Origin of the sequence: Paraburkholderia sp. J63 (genome assembly GCF_905220245.1) — a bacterium.
Taxonomy (GTDB): Bacteria; Pseudomonadota; Gammaproteobacteria; order Burkholderiales; family Burkholderiaceae; genus Paraburkholderia.
The window spans coordinates 1-22,528 of record NZ_CAJMZF010000031.1 but is presented as its reverse complement, the minus strand read 5'-3'; the positions used below and the strand labels follow the sequence as shown (position 1 = coordinate 22,528).

Sequence of the window (22,528 nt, the reverse complement as noted above, 5' to 3'; positions counted from 1 at the left end):
CTCGCGTTTCACGTGCCCGTCACTCTCGTTTGCGTCGCCGCGACGACAAGCGGCGTGCCCGTGGGCACGCACACCGCGACACTGTCGAGCAGCAGCAGCGGCTGGCCGTTCGAGCTCACGCGCAGCGCCGCGCTCACGAACTGTGCGCTCACGCAGGGCCCGTTCGCGCCGGGCGGCGGCGGCAGCGCGCAGCCCGCGATAACGTAAGGTGTGCCAAGCGTCACCGTGGGCATGCCCGAGACCGTCACGCGCGGGTTCGGCACCGTGGGCTGCGCCTGGCCGCCGTGGCTGCACAGGACCGTTGCGCCGACATGGAGCACGAAGCCCGGCATCACACCACCACCAACGCGCCCGAGTTGATCGTCACCGACGGCCCGACCATCACGATGCTCGCCCCCTTGCCGTTCTGGATGTAGATGCCCGTGTCGTTGACGATGATCGTCGCGCCCGTCGTGCTCTTGAGCATGATTCCGCCGGTCGGCCCCGGCAGGTCGCTCACGACCACGGCGTTCTGCAAGGTGCTCTGCATGACGATGTTCGGGTCGCCCGGCACGCCCGCGAGCGCGAGCGCCGGCACCTCGGCCGCGTTGCCCCACCAGCCGCCCATCCAGACCGGATAGTCGGGGTCGCCGCCCTCGAACTGCAGCCACACGCCCGCGCCGATCTGCGGCACCACGAACACGCCCATCTGCTTGCCGGCCATCGGCGCGCAGGGCATCGCCCACGTCGACGGCGTCACGCCGCCCACGTCGGGGACGATCGCCATGATGCGGCCGATGTTCATCGGATCGACGTTGTTCGCGACCGTGCCGCGATAGATGCCGTAGTACCGTGGACCGTCGCTCATACGCTCACCGTGCTCACTGAAGACCCCACGCCGCCGCGCGCGAGCGTGAAGCTCTGCTTGTACTCGCCGCGCTTGATGTTGTGCGTGACGCTCTTGACGTAGTACTTGCCGTCGAAGCGGTTGCCCGCGCCGCGTACGGCCGCGAGCTGGCGCGCCTTGAACACGCGGCCGTAGCGCAGCACGTCGAGCTGGCCGCTGCCGGTGATCGCGTCGGGCGCCTCGAACAGCTTGCCGAGCCCCGCGAGCGCCGCCTGCACCGGGTCGAGATTGGCGACCGGCGAGAGCTGCCGCACCTTGAACACGGGCGGCACCTGCGCGCCGAGCGGCGCTTGCAGGATGTCGAGCTTGGGCACCGGAATCGGGATCGGCAACTGGGTGTTCGGCTCGATGATCGTGACGAGGTACTGCGTCGAGAGCGTGCCGTCGTACGAGAAGTTCAGCGAATCGATATTGGTCGAGGCGTCGAAGTCGATGCTGAGCGCAGGCTGCACGCCGCCGATCAGCTTGCTCAGGTCCGGGCCGAAGTACGCGAGGCTGCGGCCCGGCCGCGGGCCCGGATCGAGATAGAACACCGCGCCGTTGGCGGCCAGCGACTGGATGAACGCGTAGTCGGTGCCCTTTTGCTTGACGAAGTGCTGGAGCGGATTCTGGATCACCGGAATCGCGGCGGGCAGCGCAAGCGGCACCACGCCGAGCACGAGATACTTCGCGAGAATCGCCTCGACGATCACGAAGTCGGGCAGGCCCGGATACGGGATGCCCGTGAGGTCGAGAAAATCCATCAGCGCGGTGAGGTCGAGGCCCGTGAGGGTAAGCAGCGACTTGCCCGCGCCGATGCCGGGCGTGACGTCCTGCCTGGTCACGACGCCGTCCATCAGCACCTCGGTCGAGCCGTTCACTGTCACGGCGATGATCACGCGCTGGCGCGGATCGAAAAAACCGGCCTGCAGCATCTGCTGGACCGGCGAGTTCTTGCCGAGCGTGAACTTCATCTGGAAGCCGCCCTGGCTGCCGACGGTCGAGCTGACCTGCAGCTCCGTCAACGCTTCGATCACGGGCTCGGGCACGGGGCTCGCGTTGAACGGCCCCATCATCAGCGTGAGGTAGAAGCCGCGGTTCATAGCGCGCTGCCGCTGACCCCGGGGGGCATCGTGATGTTGAGCTTCGTGCCCGGCGTCTGCGTGAGCGCCGCGGGCCGCATGGCGTTGTTCGCGTCGCACAAGCGCCAGAACAGCAGCGGATCGCCGAGATACTGGGCCGCGATGGTGTCGAGCCGGTCGCCCTGCACCACCGTGTATTGCTGGATCACCTGCATGGTGGCCGCCTGCGGCAGGAAGCGCCGCAGCACGTAGGCGACGGGCGCGCCCGAGGGCGTTGCATAAGTGGCGAGGTCGAGGCCGTAATAGCGGCTCGTCGCGCTGAACAGCGTGTTCTTCAGCGCGGTCTGCGCAAGCATCGCCTGCACCGGGTCCATCTGCAGCACATCGCTCATGGAATTCCCCTGATGCCGAGCGCGCCGAACGTGCCCGGCTGGTTGAGCTGCGCGAGCGCCTCCTTCTGGCGCTGATACGCGAGGTAGAGGCTGCCGCCCTTGTCGGTGAAGTTCAGGTCGTCGATGCTGAGTACCCGCATGCCGAGACTGACCTTCGCGCGGATCGGATTGAGCGCGGTGTCGAACGCTTCCTCGGTGATGCTGAAGTCGGTCAGGCGCACCGGCACGATGCGGCTCGCGCTCCACACGAAGAGCGGCAGCGGCGCGAGCATCGGCATGATTTCGAGCGTGCCTTGCTGCGCGAGCCGGTAGGTGTTCTGCAGCGTGGCACTGGTCGGGTACACGAGCGTCTCCAGCGCCGCGAGCTGCGGATGGATGCCGTACTGCACCGTGTTCTGGTCCGCGGTTTCGAGCTGGTCGGTGGCGTCGATCTCCGCTTCGAGCTTGATGGTCTCGACGGGCGGACCGGTCAGCCGCAGGGCCTCGGAACGGTCGCCGCCCTCCTCGGCGCCCTTGATCTTGAGCGTGCGCGAGAGCGTGTCCGGGTTGTACTGCAACGCGATGATGCCATTCGGCAGCACGTTGAAGGTGTCGGGGTCGAGCAGCACGAGGCCGCCCTTGAGGATGTGCGGGGAGCCGGGGAAAGTGCTCATGGCTTCGCTCCCGCCTCTCCCGCCGCGCCGGGCTGCGCCTTTTGCGGCCCCGGCATGGCCGGCGTGAGCTTGCCGGGGTTGGTCGGCATCGCGCTGAACGCCGGATCGTTGCAGTAGTCCCCATGCCGGCCTTCCATGATCGCGCGCGCGTGCTCGAACGAGCCCATCTGCAGCGAGAAGGCCCACGCCGCGAGGCCGCACGCGCCGAGCTGCGCATTCACGGCCTGGTGCAGCGCCGGCACGCCGCCGCCGAAATACGCGGCCGCGACCGTGTCCTTGCCGACCAGATCCATCAGTTGGCTCACTGCCGCGACCTCGTCGGGATAGCAGGTCGTGCACGGCGCCATGTCGATGTCCGTCTGGAGCTCACGCGTGAAATATTCGGTCGTGCCTTCGGTCACGAAGTCGCCGAGATAGTCGTACGCCGTGCTCGACCAGGCGTGCAGGCCCTCGTGAATCAGCGTGCCCGCCGTGCCCGCGTAGTAGATGACGGGATGCGAGGGCGTCGCGTGTTCGAGCGGGCCGCCGCTGCAGACGGGCTCGTCGGCCTGCGAGGCGACCGGCGCGGGCTGGTCCTGCGGGCTCCTCGTCGGGAAGACCGGCACGCCGGTATCGGTCCAGCCGAGCAGCGAGCCGGGGTCGCACTGCCGCGTCGGCCCCGCGCCCTTGATGTTCGAATGGCGGCACAGGAAGCGCTCGCAAAGCTCGGCGCCGCTTTGCACCACATGCACGCTCGCGCCGCGCAGCGGCCCCGGCGTGCCGCCCGGCAGAAAGCGCCCGAAGCGCCGCCGGATCAGCATGTCCGCCTCGGGGATCGTCTCGGACTTCGTGCGCCGGTCCAGAAAGCCCGCGATGCCGCCCGCGAGCGCACCGATCCCGCCGCCGATCAGCCCGCCGATCAAGGCGCCCGCGCCCAGCGCGCCGCCCGTCGCCGCGGCGATGCCGAGGCCCGCGAGCGCCCCGGCCGCGCCGCCCGACAAAAGGCCGATGCCCGCGCCCTCCAGAGTCTTTTCGGTACGCGTGACGGGCAGCCAGCGGCGCGCGCTGCCGTGGCGGATGCGCACGTCGTGTCCCGCGCCGACCGCGCTCGACGCGTGCGCCGCCTCGGCTTCGAGCGCTGCCTCGGGCGTGTCCATCGCCGCATGGCGCTGCTGCGCGACGTGCGCCAGCTCGTGCGCGAGGATCGCATGGGCGCGCCGCGTACCGGGCGCGTAGCCGTCGTCGGCGAAGTAGATGTCGGTGCCGCCCGTCACCGCGAACGCATTCATCGCGCCGGTCAGCGCGCGGGCGCCGGCGCCGCGATGCACGCGCACGTCCTCGAAGCGCTCGCCGAAGCGCGCCTCCATCTGCGCGCGCGACGACGCGTCGAGCGGCTCGCCATTCGTTGCGCGCGCAACTGTATTGCCTGGAACGCCGGCTTTGGCCTCGTCGCGCCCTTGCGCCTCGCTGTCACGCGCAGGGCTGGCGCCGTCGCGCCGCTTCGCCTGCAAGCGGCGGCGCTTCTGCTTGCGCGGGCCGGTCTTGCGGTCGTCGGACACCGATCCCGCCAGCGCGCCGATCCCGCCGCCGATCAGCGCGCCCGCAAGCACGCCGCCGCCGAGCGCGCCGAGCATCCCCAGCATCTGCGCATTGCCCGAGAGGCCGCCCGCGCCCGACGCCACTGCGATGAGCCCGCCGAGACCCAACGCGCCGCCCGCGAGCGCGCCCCACTTCGCCCCCGACTTCGCGCCTCGCCGCCATCCGGGCGTGGCCGCGTACTCGATCACGTCGCCGACCAGCGCCTCCATGACGTCGGGCTCGACGGCCGAATTGAAGTGCTGCTTCTCGGTCGCGCCAACGTAGATATACAGATGCGGGACCGAGCCGGGCGCGTACTGCTCGCCGACCTTTTTGTTGGCATCCTGATCGACGTCGATCGAATAGATCCGCACCGGCACCGGCGGCGGCTGCACGCGCAGCTTCGCGCACAGCGCCTGGAGGCTCGCGAGGTTGATCTTGCAGGGCTCGCACCAGTCCGCGCCGAATTCGACGATGGTCACGGCACCCGCCTCGAACAGCGAGGGAATGTCCTCGCCGACGACCGCTTCGATGCACGGCGATGCGGGCGCGTTGCCGTTTGCGTTGGTGCTTGCGTTGTCGTTCGCGTCGCCGGTTGCGTTGTCGTTGGTCCCCCCGGCATCTTTGCGCTGCAGCCCCGCGCTCGCCGCACGACGGCCGCCCGCCGCCTGCGCGCCGTCCTGCACGCCATCCATCGCGGCGGCGGCGGCACGGTCGGCGTGCGCCTCGTCGGCCTCGGAGTGCGAGACGCCGAGCGCCTCGGGCGCGACCGGCGCGGCCGGGCGCTGCTGGACCACGTGCGCGAGTTCGTGCGCGAGCAGCTTTCTCCCGCTTGTCGTGGCGGGCGCGTAGCGGCCCGCGCCGAACACGATGTCGTGGCCGACGGTATAGGCCTCGGCGTTGACGGCGTCCGCGGAGCGCACCGCGTCGCCGCCCGCGTGGACGCGCACGTCGCTGAAGTCGTGGCCGAAGCGCGTCTCCATGAACGCGCGCGCCCCCGCGTCGAGCGGCTGGCCCGCCGAGCGCAGCACGTCGTGGACGATGGGCGGCACGCCCGCGGCCTCGTCCTGCGCGTCATGGCCGCGCGCGGCCTTGCGCTGCGCGCAGGCCTCGCATTCGCCGTTCGCGGCCTCGTTGCCGCACGCGCAGCGGCGCTGCAGCACGCTGCGCGCGAGCGGCGCCGGTCGGACCTCGGTGCGGCGTGCCGTGGCGAATGCCTGACGCGCGCTCATGGCTTCCTCCCCGCGTCGCCACCTGTCATGCTTGTCGTACTTGTTGTGCCAGTCGTTTCCGCTGTGCCTGCTGCTGTGCCGCCCGCGCCACCCGCCGCGCCACCCGCCTTGCCCGGCGTCAGGCCCATCATCAGATCGCACGAGCGCACCGGCTGCGTTTCGCCGTGCAGCGTCTCGCAGTAGTCGCGATGCCGCGCGTTCATGATCGGGTCCGGCAGGAGCCCCGAGTTGCCGTTCTGGCTCGTGACCCACGCCTCCAGCCCGCATGGGCCGAGCTGCGCGTTCACCTGCTGGCAAAGCTCGTGCACGTGGCCGCCGAAATACGCGTTCGCCACCGGCGCCTCGCCCACGAGGCCGATGAGCTGGCTCACGGCATCGGTCTCGTCGGGATTGCTCTCGGGGCCGCCGAGGTTCAGTTCGGCCCTCAGCTCGCGCGCGAAGTATTCGGTGGTCCCTTCGTCGACGAACGAGCCCAGCGCGAACTGGTACGACGGGCTCGAGTACGCATGGAGCGCCTCGTGGATCAGCGTGCCCGGCTCCCTGACGTAGTAGATGACGGGCCGCGCGGGCGTCGCATGATCGAGCCGCTCGTGGTGGCAGACCGGCTCGTCGGCCGCCGAGGCCACGGGCGCGGGCTCGCCCGACGGCCCGAGCGCGCCGAAGTCGGTCCATCCGCCCAGTTGCTGCGGATCGCACGGAATATTCGGGAAGCGGCACAACTGGCGCTCGCAGATCTCCGCCCCGCTTTGCACCACGTGCACCGCCGCGTTGTGCAGCGGTCCCGCGGGCGCGCCGGGGATATAGCGGCCGAAGCGCCGCCGGATCAGCTCGTCGGTTTCGGCCACGCTCTCGGGCGTGCGGCGCTGGAACAGCATCGGGATGAAGCGCGCGGCCGCGCCGATCGCGAAGCCGGCCAGCCCGCCGATCAAGCCGCCCGCGAGCAGCGAGCCGCCCTTGAGCGCCGCCACGCCGATGCCGAGCAGCGCACCGCCCGCCGCGCCGCCGCCGAGCGCGATTTCGTCCTTCTGGTTCGAGGTGAGCGGCGACCAGCGGCGCGCGCTGCCGTGCCGGATCTGCACGTCGCGGCCCGCGTCCGCCATGCGCGATGCGCGCGACGCCTCGGCTTCGAGCGCGGCCTCGGGCGTGTGAGCCGCCGCATGGCGCTGCTGCGCGACGTGCGCGAGCTCGTGCGAGAGGATCGCGCGGCCGCGCCGCGTGCCGGGCGCGTAGGCGTCGCCGGCGAAGTAGATGTCGGCGCCATGCGTCACGGCCAGCGCATCCATCGCGCCGGTGAGCGCGCGCGCGTGCGCGTCGCGATGCACGCGCACGTCGGCGAAGCTCTGGCCGAAACGCGCCTCCATCCAGGCGCGCGCGCCGCCGTCGAGCGGCTGGGCCGCCGCCTGCCTCACCGCGTGCCCCACCGCATCGGCGTGCCCGGGTGCCGTGGAAGCAAACGCGCGCTGCGCGATCATCGTGCTCTCCCGATCGCACCGTGGACCGAGCGCGCGATCTGCTGCCCAACCTCGGCGGGCTTTGCGGCTTGCGCGATGCGAATACCGTCCGCACGCACGCGCGGCACGGCCAGGCTCGTGGGCCGCGCGCCATCGGGCTGCGTCTGCGCGAGCAGCCGCGTAAGCTCGGCTTCGAGCGCCGCGCGCAGCAGCGCGCCATCGCGCACCGTCAGCGGCAATCCGTCGACGACCATTCGTTCGATATGCAGATGAATTTTCATGCGACCGCTCCCGTGACCGGCGCCCAGCGGAAATCCGCTTCGTTGATGGCCTTGTCGAGCTTGCGGAACTCGGTGCGGGCCGCGTCGAGGATCACCGGCATCGTCACCGTGCCGCCCGCCTGCGCGGCGAGGAACGCCGCATTCAGGCCGATGTTGTGGATATGGCCGCCCGTGAGATTGAGGCGCGCGAGCCGGTCGTAGTCGAGGTGCGCGGTGGGCGTCGCGGGCGGGAAGACCTTTTGCCAGATCGCCTTGCGCTCGGCGACGCCGGGAAACGGAAAATTGACGACGAAGCGCAGCCGCCGCAGGAACGCGGCGTCGAGCGCACTTTTCAGGTTGGTCGCGAGGATCGCGAGGCCGCGATATGCCTCCATGCGCTGCAACAGGTAGTTGATTTCGATGTTCGCATAGCGGTCGTGGCTGTCCTTGACTTCGCTGCGCTTGCCGAACAGCGCGTCGGCTTCGTCGAAGAACAGGATGCAGCCCGCGTCCTCGGCCGCGTCGAACAGACGCCGCAGGTTCTTCTCGCTTTCGCCGATGTACTTGCTGACCACGGCCGAGAGGTCGATCCGGTGCAGGCTCAGCCGCAGGTCGTTGGCGAGCACTTCGGCGGCCATCGTCTTGCCGGTGCCGCTGCCGCCCGCGAACAGCACGTTGATGCCGAAGCCGCGGCTCATGGTCGCCCGGAAGCCCCATGCGTCGTACACGGTGCTGCGCTGCCTGACCTGATCGGCGATCTGGTGCAGCAAGGCGGTCTCGGCGTCGGGGAGCACGAGATCGTCCCAGCTGGCCTTCGTGTCGATCAGTTGCGCGAGCCGGTCGAGCCGCGGGCGGCTTTCGTCGAGGCTCGCCGACCAGAGGCGGTCGAATAGCGAGGGTGCGCTCGCGGCAGTGCTGTTTGCTGTGCCTTGCGATGCGTCTGGGGGCGGGGCCGCTGAGGTGGTTGCCGAGGTATCCCGCGCCAGGTCCGGCGACGTGGCCGACGACTGCGTACCGTCCGTCGCTTCGTTCTCCGTACCGTTTGCCGCCCGGGCCTGCCGCCCATCGCCCGCCGCCGGTTGCGCCGCCGTATCGGCCAGCGCGCGCGCCGCGATCCGCTCGATCGTCGCGATGCCGAGGCTGAACTGCCCGGCAAGCCGCTCGGGCAGGTCGCCCGCCTGCGCGCCGAGCACCGCGGCCCACGCCGCCTGCTGCTCCGCCGGCTCGGGGCGCGCCGTGTCGACGCGCACGGTCAGCCGCCCCGCCGCCGGCCACACATCGGCCGCGCCGACGAAAACCACGCCGCCGATCCGTTCGAGCAGCCGGCCCACGACGGCGGCCTGCGCGCCATGCAGGCCCTCGCCCTCGGGCTCGCCCGCATCGACGTACAGCGCGACCGGAATCAGCAGGCTCTCGCGCTGCCACAGCCGCACGAGGTTCTCGAGCTCGCCGGTCTGCACCGGCACGAGCGCCGCCGGCAGGCGATAAAGCTGGAGCCCCAGCGAGCGCGCGGCCCACGCGGCCACCAGCTCCCGGCTCGCGGCATCGGCGCCGACGAGCTGGACCACCGGCAGGCTGCGCAGCGTCGCGCGCGGCCCGAACTGCTGCACGATCGCGTCGACGCAGCGCTGCTGCGACGCGGGCAGCCCCGTCTGCAGCTCCGGCACCGGCACGACGTTCACGAGCGGCACGAGCCGGTCGTCGAGATAGTTGAGGCCCTTCACGTAGTTGACGATGCGCTCGTCGGCGCGCAACGGGCTCACCGTGAGCGGCAGCGCGCCGGGCTGGCTGATTTCAAGCAGCCGCCAGCGGCGCAGCGGGCGCTCGGGCGAGAGCGCGTCCCAGCTCGGCTGGTCGAACAGTGCGAGCGCGAGCGCGAAGGTCGGCCAGGGCCGCGTCGGCTCGGCCTGCGCGTTCGCGCAGAGCCCGGCGGTCCGGGTGTCCAGTTCGAGCGCGACGCACAGCAGCAGCACCTTCAGCTCGAAGCGCGACAGGCCAAGGCGCTCGCCGAGAATGAGCAGCGCGGGCGGCGGGTCCATCGCCGGGCCCACGGCGAGCGGATCGGCCTGCTGGCCGGTCTGCGCGGCGGCAGCGGCTGCCGATCCCGCTGCCCCCGCCGCGCCTGCTGCCTCGCCCGTGGCCGTTCCTGCCGTGCCTGCGGCGGCCATCTGGCCCGCGGGCACCACACTGTCCGGCGTAACCGGCACCACCTCGCGCGACGGCCGCCTGCCGAACAGCCGCCACCCGGCCGCCGCCGTGGGCGGGCGCGGCGCCTGCGGACGCACCGTCGCCACCGCTTCGGCCTGATGGCTGTGCTGTTCGAGCAGCGTGCGCACCGCCGCCACCGCGTTCGCGAGATAGCGCGTGTTGTTTTCGAGCCAGTTCGACAGGTCGCTCATGGCACCGTGACCTTTTGCGAGGGATCGAAGACGGGCGGCGTGACGCTGCGGTTCACGAGCGGGCTGTCGACGCCGTCGACGCGCAGCCGCACGAGATAGTCGCCCGCCGCAACAGCGTCGGCTTCGAAGACGAGCGTGGCGGTCTGCGCCGCATGGTCGGGCGCGACGATCTCCTCGTCGCCGAATAGCAGCGCGGCGCGCTGGGCCGGCCAGATCTCGGGCACGCTCGTCACGGTAATCGTCACGGTGTAGGTCTGGTTCGCCGCCGCCGTGGACGTATGCGCGAGCGTGATGCGCGGCGCGAGCGCGAGCTGAAGCTGGTTGGTCGCGCGCTGGAACGTTTCGCCGGGACGCTGGACCAGCACTTCGACCGCATAGAAGCCCGCGGGCCAGTTGGCCGGATCATTCGGAATCCTGACGCTTAGCTGCGTGGCCGTCGCGCCGGCTTGCGGATTCACGTCGACGGGGGCGCTCCAGAGCGCGTGCGCGAAGCGCACCACGACGTTCGAGCCGTCGAGGTGATAGCCGGTGATCGTCACGATGTCGTTAAGCGCGGCGCTGGGCTGCTGGTTCGGCGGCACGACGCTCGAGAGCCCCGGCAGCGGCGGCAGCAGATTCGCCTGGGCGTCGAAGCCCTGGTCGTTCTCGCCGCGCGTGAGCGCCGGCAAGGGCGTGCGCGCCGCGCGGGTGCTCTCGATCAGCGTGACCGCGAGCTCGTAGGCGGCCGAGAGCCGGTATTGCGTGGCGAAGCCGGTCCACAGCCGGTACACCTCCTCGACCGAAAGCGGCTGGAACGTGATGCGGATGCGCTCGACCTGGCGGTCCAGATCGCTCGCCGGCAGCACCGTCTGCGTCGCGGCGACGATGTCGGCCGCGCTCAGCACCGCATGGTCGTGCAGCACGCTCATCGCCTTGCCGAGCAGATGATGGCCGAACGGTTGGGCGCTGTTGTCGGCGTCGTCGTTGCGGCCGAACGCCGTCACCAGGTACCAGAGGTTCAGCGGCAGCGGCGCGAAGCCGCTCTCGCCCTGCATGAGCTGGCGCGGCATGTCGCGGCTGACCCACGCGGCGTTGCGCTGGATCTGGTAGAGGAACAGGTTCAGTTGATTGGCCGTGTTGGCGCCGCGCGCCTTGTCGAGCGGCTGGATCGTGACGGTCGCGTCGTTGAGGTCCGGGTCGGCTGTCACGCCCTGCTGGAGGATGTAGCGCAAAGTCGCGGTGGCGGCGGCAATGGCGAGCGCGTTGCTCATGCGCGGCTCCTCGCGGCGCTCGCGCGCAGATACTCGGCGAGACTCGCGGCGCGCGGCCCGTCGCGCGACCTGGGGGCGCTGCCCGACGGCGCCTGCTCGGCGCGGATTTCTAGCCGTCCTATCGTGACGTGGACGGTCGTTTCCGGCTCGCGATGGCGCGCCGGGTCGTTGCCGGCTTCGTTCCTCGGGCCCGGTTCGTCGCGTATGGATCTGCGCGGCGGCAAGCCGCTGTCGCGCGACGCATCGGCCTGCTGCTCCGCTCCGAGTGGCGGTAAGGGCGGCAGCACGCCAGCCACTCCCGCTTCGCGTTGCGCGGGCTGGGCGGCGTCGCGCGCATGGGCGCGGGCCGCCGCCACAGGCCCGATGTTCTCGTGTAGTAAAGCAGTCTCCTCGTGCATCGTTGCAACGGCGGGCCGCTGCGGCCCGCGCATGGTCTGCTGCTGCCCAGACGGATCCACTGCGGCGCTACGCTCGGGCTGCGGCCCGAGGCGCGGTTCGCGCGACGGGACGCCCGGCGCGGCGCGGTCAGTGCTCGATTGCGGCGCTGCCGAGGGCCCGGTCTGCTGACCGGCGCTGGCCGCCCGCCACGCGGCATCCGCTGCGCCTGGCGCCGCGCCTCGCGTTGCGTCGTCGCCGGACGCGGGACGCCGCGCTGCGTCGGCGCCGGTTCTGCCCCCAGCAGGCCGCCACGCCGATGCGCGCTCGTCGTCTAGCGGCTCGCGCCACGCCGCATCGCTCAACGCGTGCGCCTCCACGCCCGCGAGTGCGGAAGCCTCGCTGCCGCCCCCATTGCCATACGGATCGGCCGCCATCGGCATCACGCCCGGCAGCGGCTCGAACAGCGCGGGCACGTGCGGCCGGATGACCTCGGCCACGCCGGCGTGACGCGCGATGAGGCCGGTCAGAAAGCCGCTCATGCGCGCACCATGTCGAGGTAGCACTGCCGGCGCGCGGCGCTCATCGCCAGAATCTCGCGCTCGTGCCATCCGTACGCGCGCGCGAGCACATGCACGTCGCGCAGGAGGCGGCGCGCGCACGTTTCGATCTCGCGCCAAAAGTACGAGACGATGTCGAACGCGGCCTGCCACGCGTGGCCGCAGCATGGGCAGGCAATGCCGATCGACACGTCGGCCTGCGAGGCCGCGCGGCGCATGCCTTCCTCGACCGCATCGACGACCTGCGCCGGCAACGCATGCGCCGGCACCGGCTCGCCGCCGCGCTGCGCGTCGATCACGCAGCGCGCGATCATCGACGCGCGCTGCTCGACGGGCCCCGCGAGCACCGCCACCGCCGCGAGATCGCGGCTATCGGGCGGCCGGAAGCGCACTTCGTAGCCGTCCGCGCTGATCTGCGGCGCGCAGGCGTCGTCACCGGACGAGACGCGGATATCGTCGATGCCGAACGAGAACTCCAGACGTTCGCCGCACTGCGGGCAAGCGACGACGCTCGTCAGGCGCGTGCCGAACGTGCGCTCGCGCAACTCGATGAGCGCCGCGTCACGCCGGCCGATGTCGAGCGCCGCGAGCACATCGGCCGGCACATCGGGGCGCGCGGCCCCCAGCAGCGTGAGCGCGCGTTCGAGCGGCGCCTGGTGCAGCCCGCGATCCCAGACGTCGAGCAGCTCCGCCGACGAGAGCGCGCGCATCGCCGATCACCCGGCGGGCACCGTGAAGCTGGGCTCGGTCGGCTCGGTCACGCCCGGGTCCGCCTCCCATCCTTCGTTCTCCAGCTTGATGTGCTGGATCGCGACCGCGTTCGCGTTGGCGTCCAGGTCCGGCAGCGCCTGGTACTCGGACACCCAGCAGCGGTACACGTTGTACGCGAGCGCGAGCTGCCCCGCCTCGTTGTAGACCTCGATGATGATCTCCTTGCGGAAGTCCTTGAGCGACACCTCGGAGCCCAGGCCCGCGCCGAAATTCCACACCTTGTTCGCCCACTGGACGAACTCGAGATCGTGCGTGACGCCGCGCTCGAGCGTGATGGCGTCGTATTCGGTGCGCCCCGGCGACTTGCGGCTCGACGAAGGATCGCCGCCTTCGCGATGCTTGACGACCTCGGTGGTGCGCTTGAGCATGCCCACCTTGCTGACGCCGGCCACATACTTGCCGTCCCATTTGACCCGGAACTTGAAGTTCTTGTACGGATCGAAGCGCTGCGCGTTGACAGTGAATTCGGCCACGGTGACTCCTCGTCAGCTAGCGAGCTGACCTGCCATCTGCTGGATGGTGACGACGACGAATTCGGCCGGCTTGAGCGGCGCGAAGCCGACCACGATGTTGACGATGCCCAGATCGATGGTGGCCTGCGGGTTGGTCGTCGCATCGCATTGCACGAAGTACGCCTGCTGCTGCGACGAGCCCTGAAACGCGCCCTGGCGAAACAGCGTCTGCATGAACGCGCCCACGTTGAGCCGGATCTGCGCCCATAGCGGCGTGTCGTTGGGCTCGAACACGACCCATTGCGTGCCGCGGTACAGGCTCTCCTCGATATACAGCGCGAGGCGCCGGATCGGGACGTACTTGTAGTCGTCCTCGAGCTGGTCGGCGCCCATCAGCGTGCGCGCGCCCCAGCACACCGGCCCGTAGATCGGGAATACGCGCAGGCAGTTGATCGCGAGCGGATTCAGCACGCCGTTCTCGGGGTCGGTCAGCGTGTATTCGAGCTTCTGCACGCCAGTGAGGCTCGCTTCCGTACCCGCCGGCGCCTTCCAGACGCCGCGCGCGCCGTCGGTGCGCGCCCAGAGCCCCGCGACCGTGCCGCTCGGCGCGACCTTGCGCGGCACGAAGCCGTTGAGCGTATCCACGATGTCGAGCCGCGGGAAATAGAGCGCGGCGTTACGGCTGCGCAGCGTCGCGTTCTGGTCGAGCCAGTCCGTGATCGCCGTGACCGTGTCGCGGTTGCCGGCCGCCTGCGGCACGTCGAGCAGATACATCGCGCGCCGCGTCGTGCACAGGCCGATCGCGTCGGCCGCCACCGCGAGCGCGGCCTCGTCGGGCAGGTTCATCGTCGCCGGAATGCACAGGATGTTGAACAGATCGACGTTCAGGAGTGCGTACATGCCGGTTTTCGTGGCCTGGTCGCCGATCAAGCCGCCCGCGAAACCGTCGGCGTCGTTCGCCAGGTCGATGGTGCCGTCGCCCCCGGTCTGCGCGAGCAGCGCGGGCGGGTTCGTGGCCGAGTTCGGATCGGGCGGCAGGAACTGGTCCTGCACGCTAGCCGTGGCGCCGAGCGCGTATTGCTGCACGTTCTGCCCCGCTGCCGCAAACGTGAGCTTCTGCGCAAGGCCGCCTGTGAGCGCGATCACATCGGCGGCGTTCGCGGTGCCCGGCTTCACGACGAGATACTGCTGGGTCGCGGAGAGCCGCACGACGCCGACCGTTGCATTGGCGAGCGGGCTCGCGTTGTTCTGCACGAGGCCGCGCAGCAACGTCTGCAGCGCCTGTGCGACGCCGGCCAGCGTGGTAGGCAACGAACCACTGAGCGCCGCGGTCGTGCCGAGCGCAGTGCCGTTCAGGCTCACGTCGGCCGTATCGCCGTCCGCCAGATTCAACTGCGCAACAGCGCCGAGCGGCCCGCTGACCGTGCCCGTGCAGGCCGGGCGCGAGCTCGCGCCGGTCGCCGTCGTCAGCGTGATCAACTGCGAATTCGCGTTGACGGTGGCCGCCGCATCGCCCTGCTGCCCCGGCGCGACCACGAGATTGCGAAACACCTCGCTGGTGACGAGGCTGCCGTCGCTCGCGAACTCCGTCACGGTGAGATTGAACTGGGTCGACGGGTCGCTCGCGCCGTAATCGACGTCGAGACGCAGACCGTTGCCCCACGCGCCCGCGCTCGCCGCCGTGGCGGTCAGCACGATATCGGCCTGATTCGGCGCGCTCGCGAGCGCAATCGCGGCGGACGTGGCGGCGTTGCCCGCCGTGGTCGAGGAAACCCGGATCACGTAGGCCTGCGAACCGCCATTGAGGAAGAACTGCTGGATGGCGTAGCTGGCCTCGCTGCGGGTATCGAGGCCACCGAACTGCCGCTCGAAATCCGCGAAGCTGAAGATCTGCACCGCGGTGTTCATGGGCCCAGTGGGGAAGAAGTCGACGAACGCGGCAATCGACGTCGCAACGCCGACGATCGTATTCACTCCGCTCGACACTTCCTGGATGTAAACGCCGGGATAGCTGACGGCTACAGGCATGGCACGACTCCTTGCTCACCGGCAAGCCGCCGCAACGAAACCCTGCGGATTACCGTTAATATCAATAAAGCGGGGTTTTAGTGCGAATGGTCGTTTTTTTCATTCGATGGTCATTCGAATTTTCAGCGCGCATTGATTGAATCAATACGACAATGAAATAGATGTATGGAAATGATCCGGTTTTGCTCGTTGAACTGCGCAGGGATTGCCGCTCGTCACGATAAAACCGCCATAGTGACGGCCTCGCGCGAATCTGGTGGAAGCGCTTTTATCCGCCCGGTTTTCTGGTCAATTATCCTTTCGGTTATCCTTTGCAAACATATTTCTGTTTTCCTCGATTTATAAAAGAGGTCCGCATGCCTGATCACATTTAACGCATTCGGCTTTCAAATTAGTTGCTGTCCGATGAATAGTCAAGGAACCCGCTTTGATACCCATTCGCTTTAAGTGGGCGCTTCCTGTGTTGGAGAAAATCGCATTGCGGGTGCATTGCTCGTGTTAGCGGAAGCGTTACCACCAAGCGCACGGTGCCACTCATTCGCTCACGCATTTTTTGAGCGCGAGCCGCGTGATTGAGTGATTGCACTGGATATGCACCAACGCGTATGCATTGAAATTCGGGATCCTGATTTTTTCATTCCTTGTGGCGATTTGGCGCTTTATGGCCTTTTCTGCGGGCCTGAATATTTCGCAGTGCAGCATTCGTGGCATGCGTTCCGCATAGGCGCACGCCGTCGCGATCGTTAGGCGTACGTCAGGGATTTCACCAAGTATTCGTAAAATGACCTGTGTGCGACTCTATACCGCAGTGCCATTCCCTATGGAGACAGGCATGCAAGCTGAAACGCTCAAGAATGCAAGGGTCGCCGCTTTTCTGAATCGGTCGGCGCTGTGTCTGCTGATGTTGCCAGCTGCGTGCCTGATCTGGGCACTCCACGCTTACCCGCCACAGGATGCCTGCTGGCTCTGCTTCTCCCTGGCCACTTTTGCGTGGCCCTTCGCGGGAGTCCTCTTTATCGTCTCGGCGGGGTTCCACACTGGCCCCCGTATTCGGCGCCTCGAAAAAGACGCCGGATGGCGCCAGGCACACGGGCACTAATCTGCTCGTGTGTCGGGCGGCCTGGTCGGCTGCTGTAGTGGCCCGAATAAAGGCCCCGTTATCGTGCCCTGAATATACGGTTATCCGCTAAAGGTAACCGTAGTGTTTCTGGTGCGAATGTGGGGCCTGTTTGGGGGCTAACCATCCGTGGCTGACCGCCCGTGCCTGACCGGCCGTACCTGACCGGCCGTACCTGATCGTCCGTCGAGGGTCCGGAAGCACCGTCCCGTCCGCAATGTATAAAGCACTGCGAACGAAACGTTGCGCTATTGGGCCCGCAAACCGGATCACTGCCCCACGGCTTTGACCGTGAGGCTGTTGTTCACGCTGCTCACGCCAGTCACGCCCGTGGCGGCCGGGACGGCGAGATCGATCTGGCTTGCGACGGGTACGGAGCCGCCGAGCAGGATAGCGCCGCTTTTCGCGACCACGACGATCTGGCTGGAATCCAGCCCTTTGATCTTGACGAGCGCGCGGCGCACGGCCTTGGCTAGCAGCCGGTTGGCCTTGCGTTCGGCCGCCCGCATCGCCTTCGGGCTTGCAGCGGTGCTTGCCGGCGCGGCCTCCGGGGCCGAAGCCGTGCCATCTTGCGCCTCTACGTTGGCTGCGCCCACGGCCACGAGCAGGCCAAACGCGCCTGCGATCATCCGTTTCATGTTCATTGTTCGATTCCTTGTCGGGTTCAATCCCGGTTCAATCCGGTGCACGGGCCCACACGATGGCTAGAAGATGTGGCGTATGCCCACGTCCGCACCGACCGTCGTTCCCTGAACGCCGTTGAATGCGCCATTCACGGAAAGCCCCGTATCCATGGCGCCGTGGTTGTTCACGACACCCACCTGCGCGTAAAGCGTCGTCGCGCGCGAGAGGAAATAGTTGGCGCCCACGGCACCCATGATCGAATGGTTCTCCGTGTGGTTGCGATCGCTCGTGTACCAGGCGCCGCCGTTGAGGTCGAGCTGCGACAGCACCAGATAGTCGAGACCGCCGCCGTACACATTGTTGTTGAACGAGCCGGCCACCTTGTAATTGGAAAACGAAGCCTTCACGGTCACCTTGCCGAACTTGTACGAGGCGCCGATCATGCGGCCTTCGGACTCGACGGTGGTCGGAATCGGCGTGTTAACCGTGCCGCCGCCGTTGCCGTCGTAGAAGGCGGCATCGACCATGAGGCTGCCGTTGTCGTACTTGAGGCTTCCCGAGTATTGACGGCCCGCCTGGAAGTTACCGGCCGCCGCCGAATGCGAACATCACGCTGCCCTGCAGGTCCGCGATCGTCGGGCTCGTATAGGAAATCGCATTGGCATTGAAGATGCCGGTGCCGACGACGTTATCGAGGTAAGTAATCAGGCTGCTGCCGAACTGCGAGGCGCCGCGCGGGTCGAGTTCATAAAGCGCGAGGAAGTACGGGGAAAACTGCAGACCGGCCTTCACTTCCCCTAGACCGCTGTTCAAGGCCACCCAGGCCTGGCGGCCGAAGATGTAGCCATTCGAATCGCCAAAGCCGCCATTGGCCACGCTGATCCCGCTTTCGAGCTTGAACTCGGCTTTGAGTCCTCCGCCGAGATCCTCGGTGCCCATCAAGCCGAACTGCGAAGGCGACACGCCGCTGTCGATCAGCGAATGGCTCGGGCAGTGCGGTTAGTGCTGTTTCGAGCGGGCGAGTGCGCGCCATCGGCCGGCATGGGGACTCGGCGCGAGCGACGTGGGTCAGGCTGGTCTGTCGCGGTGGTGGGACATGCCGCCGACCGTCAACGGATTGGTAGCTAATGCGAAAGGAAAACCGCTAATAATGCGAATGCCGTGGAGGAGCCTCCAGGCGTGGGGCGAATATCATGACGAACGTCTCCATCAACCTGATGTCTTGCGGGGTACCGATGGCTTTTGTTTCCATCGTCGCAAGTCTATTTTTAAGTTTGTGCAAGCGTGGGGCTGCGGCCTGCGGTACTGCGCGATCTATGGAACAGCGATACGTGTCCAGCATAAGCGGAAGCTATTCGCCCCGTCCAACACCTATTGGGTATCCATCCATTCCTGGGCGGTATGGAACCGGCGATCCGTAAGGTTCAGTTCGGCTGAATCAGCGCCGCAACGCCGACTTGACGGTCAGCAACTCGTGCTCATGGAATTGCAAGGATTCCTCCAGGTTCGCAATCGCGCTAGAAAACTGCTCGATCGACACGCGACACTGGGCAATAACGTCGCCGGAGAGTCTTTGCAGGGTCGCCCCGATTCCCGCTTTCAGCGCGGCAGCCAACCGGGTGTAATCGACGCCGGAAAGATGAACCAGGTTTTCACCCGATCCCGGGCGCTCGAATATTACTTCCTCGAAATCGGCTGCGCCTTCCGGTTCAATCGATGCGAGCGAAGCGTCCGCGGTGAAATGAAATTCGGCGAGTTTCTCGTTCGCCTCGCGTGAAAACGCTTCAAGGAGCGCCTTTGACAACTCATCGCAGACCATCCGGACATCGCGCGCCGCCGAGTGCTTCTCCAGCAATTCGGGCAACAGGGGGATGACACGGCGCCATACCGCGCGCTCCATCTGCGCCTGCTTTACTTCGAGCGATTCAAGTGTGGCCTGCACGGCAATTTTCAACTCGCCAAGCAACGGCGCGGTCTCGCGATGCAGCGCGCGCTGCACATTGTCTTCCAGATGATGCAGCACGATCTCCGCGTGCTTGCGCCGCTTGTACGACAACGTTGGCTCGGTGATCGCACATAGCGCGCCGTAAAGCCGCTCGAATCCGGCCTCGCGCAATGCCGCTGCCGATTGCCCTTGTTCGCGGGCCATGCGCACGGAAATCGAAACCGGCGCGCTCAACTGCGCCGCATCCACGCCCATGCTGCGCAGTTTCTCCTCTGCGCGGCTCTTGACGTCGTCTTCCTGTTCGCCGCGATTCTGCGCCGTCTTGTTGCAAAGCACTCGATGGAGTTCGCCATCAACCTCGTCTTCCTCGTACAGGTCGCTACGGGTTACGACCGGCAATAGCGGCTTGTTACGATGCAGTTCGCGGCTCAGCTCGTCCAGCTCCTGCACCTGGCCCGGAGAAGCCGAGCTGGTCAGCCACAACACTGCGTCGGCGCTCTCGGTGAAACGTTGCGTGAGCGCCGCGTTTTCCGGTGTCACCGAATGAAGTCCCGGTGTATCGAGCAACACGAGTTTTTCGCCGAGGCGCACGCCTTGCAATTGCGCCGTGGTCTCCGTCGCGCCTTCTCCAAACTGCGCGGAGGCCTCCACGATACGGCCAGCATCCACGTAGAAATATTCGACGGCTTTGCCAAACGCGGAAAAGCGCTCGGCAAGCAGATTGCAGAGCGAGCTTTTTCCCGCATTGAATTTGCCGAACACGAGCAGGACGACCTTGTCGTCCAGTTGCTCGGCCAGCGCGGACGCCGACTCCCAGCTTTCCGCATGGTCGGACCACGCCCGCGCACCGTTACGCAGCACGTCGTTGACGGCTTGCGCCCCACGAACCAGCGGACTGAGCTGCGCCAATCCCATGCAGGTCAAATGATGAGCCTGAAGATCGGTATTCAGGCGAGCAAGCCAGTAGCGCAGCGCGCGTTGCACCTTGCCGACATCTTGCCCGGTGAATTCGAGTGCGCTGAACTCCGCGATGAAGCGCTGTTCGTGGTCCACGTCCGCCCTCATGCATCGGCCTTGAGCGCATGCAGCGCGGCCAATGCCCTGGCCGAACCGGCGATGAGCGACTCGGTCTCGACGATCGATTCGCGCAGGGCCTGTCTGTCCGCCGACAATTCGTAATAGTGGATGAATTCGCGTTGCAGGCGCTCTCGCCCCGAGGCCTCGCAGAACATCCGCTGCAGGTCCTTGCGGAACTTCACCGATACGCCCATGACCGCGACCATCACCGAGTTCAGCGCATGGGCCACCGTTTGCTGCTTCTGCGGCACGCCGGTGACGCCGTGGCCAGCAAGAAAACTGTCGATCTCGATGCAGGCGCGCGAGTAGCCGATCTGGATGTGGGCGCGCTCGAGCTTGCCGGCCGTTATCGCATACGCGTCCCTGGCCGTATCCGGTATCAGCGCGTGGTCCGAGTCGAGCGCGGCCAGCATTGCGCCGATGTTGCCGCTGACCTTTTCGATGACCGCCTTCAGACCTTGCTCGAAAGTCTGTCGTTGCTGTTGTTGGGCATGGCGCAGCTTCGCAAGCTCGCTTTCCTGTTCAGTGCGGACCTGAAGCAACGCTTCGTGGATCTCGTCGAATAACCGCACCGCCTCGTGCCGGCGTGCAACCGGTACGCGAGCCAGCGCCGCCTCCAGCACGCCGCGCATGGCCGGAATGCCGCTCTTTTCCAGCAGCAACGCCTTGCCGCCCTCGAGCCCTTTACGATGACGCGTCGCGGAAACCGCATTGAGCGCCACTCCCGGCATCTGCACACCGATCGCACTGCTTACCGATTCGAGGTCGACGTCGCTCGCCAGTTGATCCACTTGAGTGAGGACGAACAGCGTTTGCCGCTGCGTTCTCGCGCCGTCGTCTTGAAGCTCGCCCAAGAGGGCAAGCTCGCTCGCGTCCAGTTCCCCTTCCTTCGCCGCATGGACGAAAAGGCGGATATCCGATTCGAGCCAAGCCGCTCGCAAGGCGTGCCGGTCGTCCTCGCTGGCGACGTCGGCATCGAGCCCCGGCGCATCGAGCCAGCGCACGCCGCGATGCAGACTGTCCGCCAGCGCGACCGTTTCGCGCCTGTCCGCCACCGCGAACACGTCCTGCCCGATCAGCTCATTGAGCAGCCGGCTCTTTCCGTGGTTGTATTTGCCGACCACGGTAATCACGGGCTCGCCGCCCTCGGCGAGGGTTTGCAGCCGGGCAACGTCGTGGGCCCGGTCCGGCAGCACGGCAACGATGTCGCGTGCGCTCTGATGACGAGTGTCTGTAGACAAGCCTCTGCTCCCTGACTCGCAAGTATTCATCGATCAACCGTTGTCGCCGCCCGCAACCGGCAGCACGGCGCCCGTGATATAGCTGGCCTCGTCCGACGCCAGAAAAAGAATCGGCGCGATCTGCTCGTCGAGCGTGCCATAGCGCTTGAAGAACGTCGATTCGGTGACCTGCTGCACCGCCTCGTTCATCCACGCCTGTTCCTGTTCGCTGTCGCCGGCCGCGTTGCGCGGAACACGCCGCGGCGGCGCGCTGGTGCCGCCCGGCGCACTCGCGACCACGCGGATATTGTGCTCCGCATATTCCATCGCCAGCGACTGCGTGAGCGCATTGACGCCGCCCTTCGCTGCCGAGTACGGCACGCGGCGAATGCCGCGCGTGGCGTTCGACGAAACGTTGACGATCGTGCCGCCGCCGCGCGCGAGCAGATGCGGCAGCACCGCGTGACACGTATATAGCGTGGGCATCAGCGAGCGGCGGATTTCCGCGTCGATCTGCGCCGGCTCGAATTCGGCGTACGGGCGCATGCGGATTGCACCGCCCACGCCGTTGATCAGGATGTCGATGCCGCCGAACTTCTGCGCCGCGAACGCCATGGCCGCCTGCGCGCCCTCGTAGGTTTCGAGGTCGGCGACGAATCCTGCGGTGTCCTTGCTATTCGCTTCGGCCGCGACTTCGGCAACGAAGTCCGCGCGATCGACGAACAGCACGCAACCGCCCTCGGCCGCCGCACGGAGCGCCACGCCGCGGCCGATGCCTTGCGCGGCGCCCGTGACGACGATGACCTTGCCAGAGAATCGTTGCATGGTCAGGCCGCCTTTGCCGGTGCGTTGGGGGTGAACTTCTCGTAGTGGAAGCTGTTCGGCCTCACGCCGCCGTCGTCGAAATACTTGCGCACGGCGTCGACCATCGGCGGCGGCCCGCAAAGATACACGTCGACATCGCCATCGTTCAGCGCATCGGCCGGGATGTGCTGCGTCACCCAGCCCTTGCGCGGATGGCTCGATTCGGCTTCCGCCACCACGGTCGCAAAGCTGAAGTTCGGCAGCTTCGCCGTATACGCCTCGATCGCTTCCACCTGCACGAGATCGAGATCGCGCGTCACGCCATAGATCAGGTGCACCTTCTGCTGCGAATTCGTGCGCGCCAGCACCTCGAGCATCGAGAGGAACGGTGCGAGCCCCGTGCCACCGGCCAGG

The 22,528-nt window shown here is 67.5% G+C and carries 18 protein-coding genes and 2 pseudogenes; all 20 read right to left on the bottom strand.

Annotation, left to right across the window (positions count from 1 at the left end; all coding sequences use genetic code 11):
• Positions 1-8: 8 nt before the first annotated feature.
• Positions 9-332: a hypothetical protein gene (locus tag U5775_RS27050; RefSeq protein WP_322061239.1), complete on the bottom strand. Its 324-nt coding sequence runs from the start codon at positions 330-332 to the stop codon at positions 9-11.
• Positions 332-847: a phage baseplate assembly protein V gene (locus tag U5775_RS27045; RefSeq protein WP_322061177.1), complete on the bottom strand. Its 516-nt coding sequence runs from the start codon at positions 845-847 to the stop codon at positions 332-334. The genes U5775_RS27050 and U5775_RS27045 overlap by 1 nt, the downstream gene beginning before the upstream one ends.
• The gene (locus U5775_RS27040; protein ID WP_322061176.1) at positions 844-1,968 is read right to left on the bottom strand and encodes a hypothetical protein; all 1,125 of its coding nucleotides are present in this window, start codon (positions 1,966-1,968) and stop codon (positions 844-846) included. Before U5775_RS27040 ends, U5775_RS27045 begins: the two co-directional genes overlap by 4 nt.
• Positions 1,965-2,339: a LysM domain-containing protein gene (locus U5775_RS27035; RefSeq protein ID WP_322061175.1), complete on the bottom strand. Its 375-nt coding sequence runs from the start codon at positions 2,337-2,339 to the stop codon at positions 1,965-1,967. Before U5775_RS27035 ends, U5775_RS27040 begins: the two co-directional genes overlap by 4 nt.
• Positions 2,336-2,992, bottom strand: coding sequence for a hypothetical protein (locus U5775_RS27030; protein ID WP_322061174.1), 657 nt, complete (start codon positions 2,990-2,992; stop codon positions 2,336-2,338). The genes U5775_RS27035 and U5775_RS27030 overlap by 4 nt, the downstream gene beginning before the upstream one ends.
• Complete coding sequence (locus U5775_RS27025) at positions 2,989-5,781, bottom strand: eCIS core domain-containing protein (protein WP_322061173.1); 2,793 nt, start codon at positions 5,779-5,781, stop codon at positions 2,989-2,991. The genes U5775_RS27030 and U5775_RS27025 overlap by 4 nt, the downstream gene beginning before the upstream one ends.
• Positions 5,778-7,253 (bottom strand): DUF4157 domain-containing protein, encoded by a 1,476-nt coding sequence (locus U5775_RS27020; protein ID WP_322061172.1) that lies wholly within the window; start codon positions 7,251-7,253, stop codon positions 5,778-5,780. The genes U5775_RS27025 and U5775_RS27020 overlap by 4 nt, the downstream gene beginning before the upstream one ends.
• Positions 7,250-7,513, bottom strand: coding sequence for a hypothetical protein (locus U5775_RS27015; RefSeq protein WP_322061171.1), 264 nt, complete (start codon positions 7,511-7,513; stop codon positions 7,250-7,252). Before U5775_RS27015 ends, U5775_RS27020 begins: the two co-directional genes overlap by 4 nt.
• On the bottom strand, positions 7,510-9,891 hold the full coding sequence (locus U5775_RS27010) for an ATP-binding protein (protein WP_322061170.1): 2,382 nt from the start codon (positions 9,889-9,891) through the stop codon (positions 7,510-7,512). The genes U5775_RS27015 and U5775_RS27010 overlap by 4 nt, the downstream gene beginning before the upstream one ends.
• On the bottom strand, positions 9,888-11,141 hold the full coding sequence (locus U5775_RS27005; RefSeq protein WP_322061169.1) for a DUF4255 domain-containing protein: 1,254 nt from the start codon (positions 11,139-11,141) through the stop codon (positions 9,888-9,890). Before U5775_RS27005 ends, U5775_RS27010 begins: the two co-directional genes overlap by 4 nt.
• Positions 11,138-12,058, bottom strand: coding sequence for a hypothetical protein (locus U5775_RS27000; RefSeq protein ID WP_322061168.1), 921 nt, complete (start codon positions 12,056-12,058; stop codon positions 11,138-11,140). The genes U5775_RS27005 and U5775_RS27000 overlap by 4 nt, the downstream gene beginning before the upstream one ends.
• A complete protein-coding gene (locus tag U5775_RS26995) occupies positions 12,055-12,786 on the bottom strand; it encodes a hypothetical protein (protein ID WP_322061167.1) in 732 nt (243 codons plus the stop codon). The genes U5775_RS27000 and U5775_RS26995 overlap by 4 nt, the downstream gene beginning before the upstream one ends.
• A gap of 6 nt (positions 12,787-12,792) precedes the next feature.
• Entirely contained in the window at positions 12,793-13,320 is a 528-nt protein-coding gene (locus U5775_RS26990) for a phage tail protein (protein WP_322061166.1), read from the bottom strand.
• 12 nt (positions 13,321-13,332) lie between these two features.
• The gene (locus U5775_RS26985) at positions 13,333-15,327 is read right to left on the bottom strand and encodes a phage tail sheath C-terminal domain-containing protein (protein WP_322061165.1); all 1,995 of its coding nucleotides are present in this window, start codon (positions 15,325-15,327) and stop codon (positions 13,333-13,335) included.
• A gap of 1,386 nt (positions 15,328-16,713) precedes the next feature.
• On the bottom strand, positions 16,714-17,088 hold the full coding sequence (locus U5775_RS26980) for a BON domain-containing protein (RefSeq protein WP_322061164.1): 375 nt from the start codon (positions 17,086-17,088) through the stop codon (positions 16,714-16,716).
• A gap of 60 nt (positions 17,089-17,148) precedes the next feature.
• Positions 17,149-18,049: pseudogene (locus U5775_RS26975) on the bottom strand (porin); the annotation flags it as partial.
• Positions 18,050-18,506: 457 nt separating this feature from the next.
• On the bottom strand, positions 18,507-20,066 hold the full coding sequence (locus tag U5775_RS26970; protein ID WP_322061163.1) for a dynamin family protein: 1,560 nt from the start codon (positions 20,064-20,066) through the stop codon (positions 18,507-18,509).
• 8 nt (positions 20,067-20,074) lie between these two features.
• On the bottom strand, positions 20,075-21,331 hold the full coding sequence (locus U5775_RS26965) for a GTPase (protein WP_322061238.1): 1,257 nt from the start codon (positions 21,329-21,331) through the stop codon (positions 20,075-20,077).
• Positions 21,332-21,364: 33 nt separating this feature from the next.
• Positions 21,365-22,135, bottom strand: coding sequence for a benzoate diol dehydrogenase BenD (benD, locus tag U5775_RS26960; protein WP_322061162.1), 771 nt, complete (start codon positions 22,133-22,135; stop codon positions 21,365-21,367).
• Between the two features lie 2 nt (positions 22,136-22,137).
• Positions 22,138-22,528: pseudogene (locus U5775_RS26955) on the bottom strand (NADH oxidase); the annotation flags it as partial.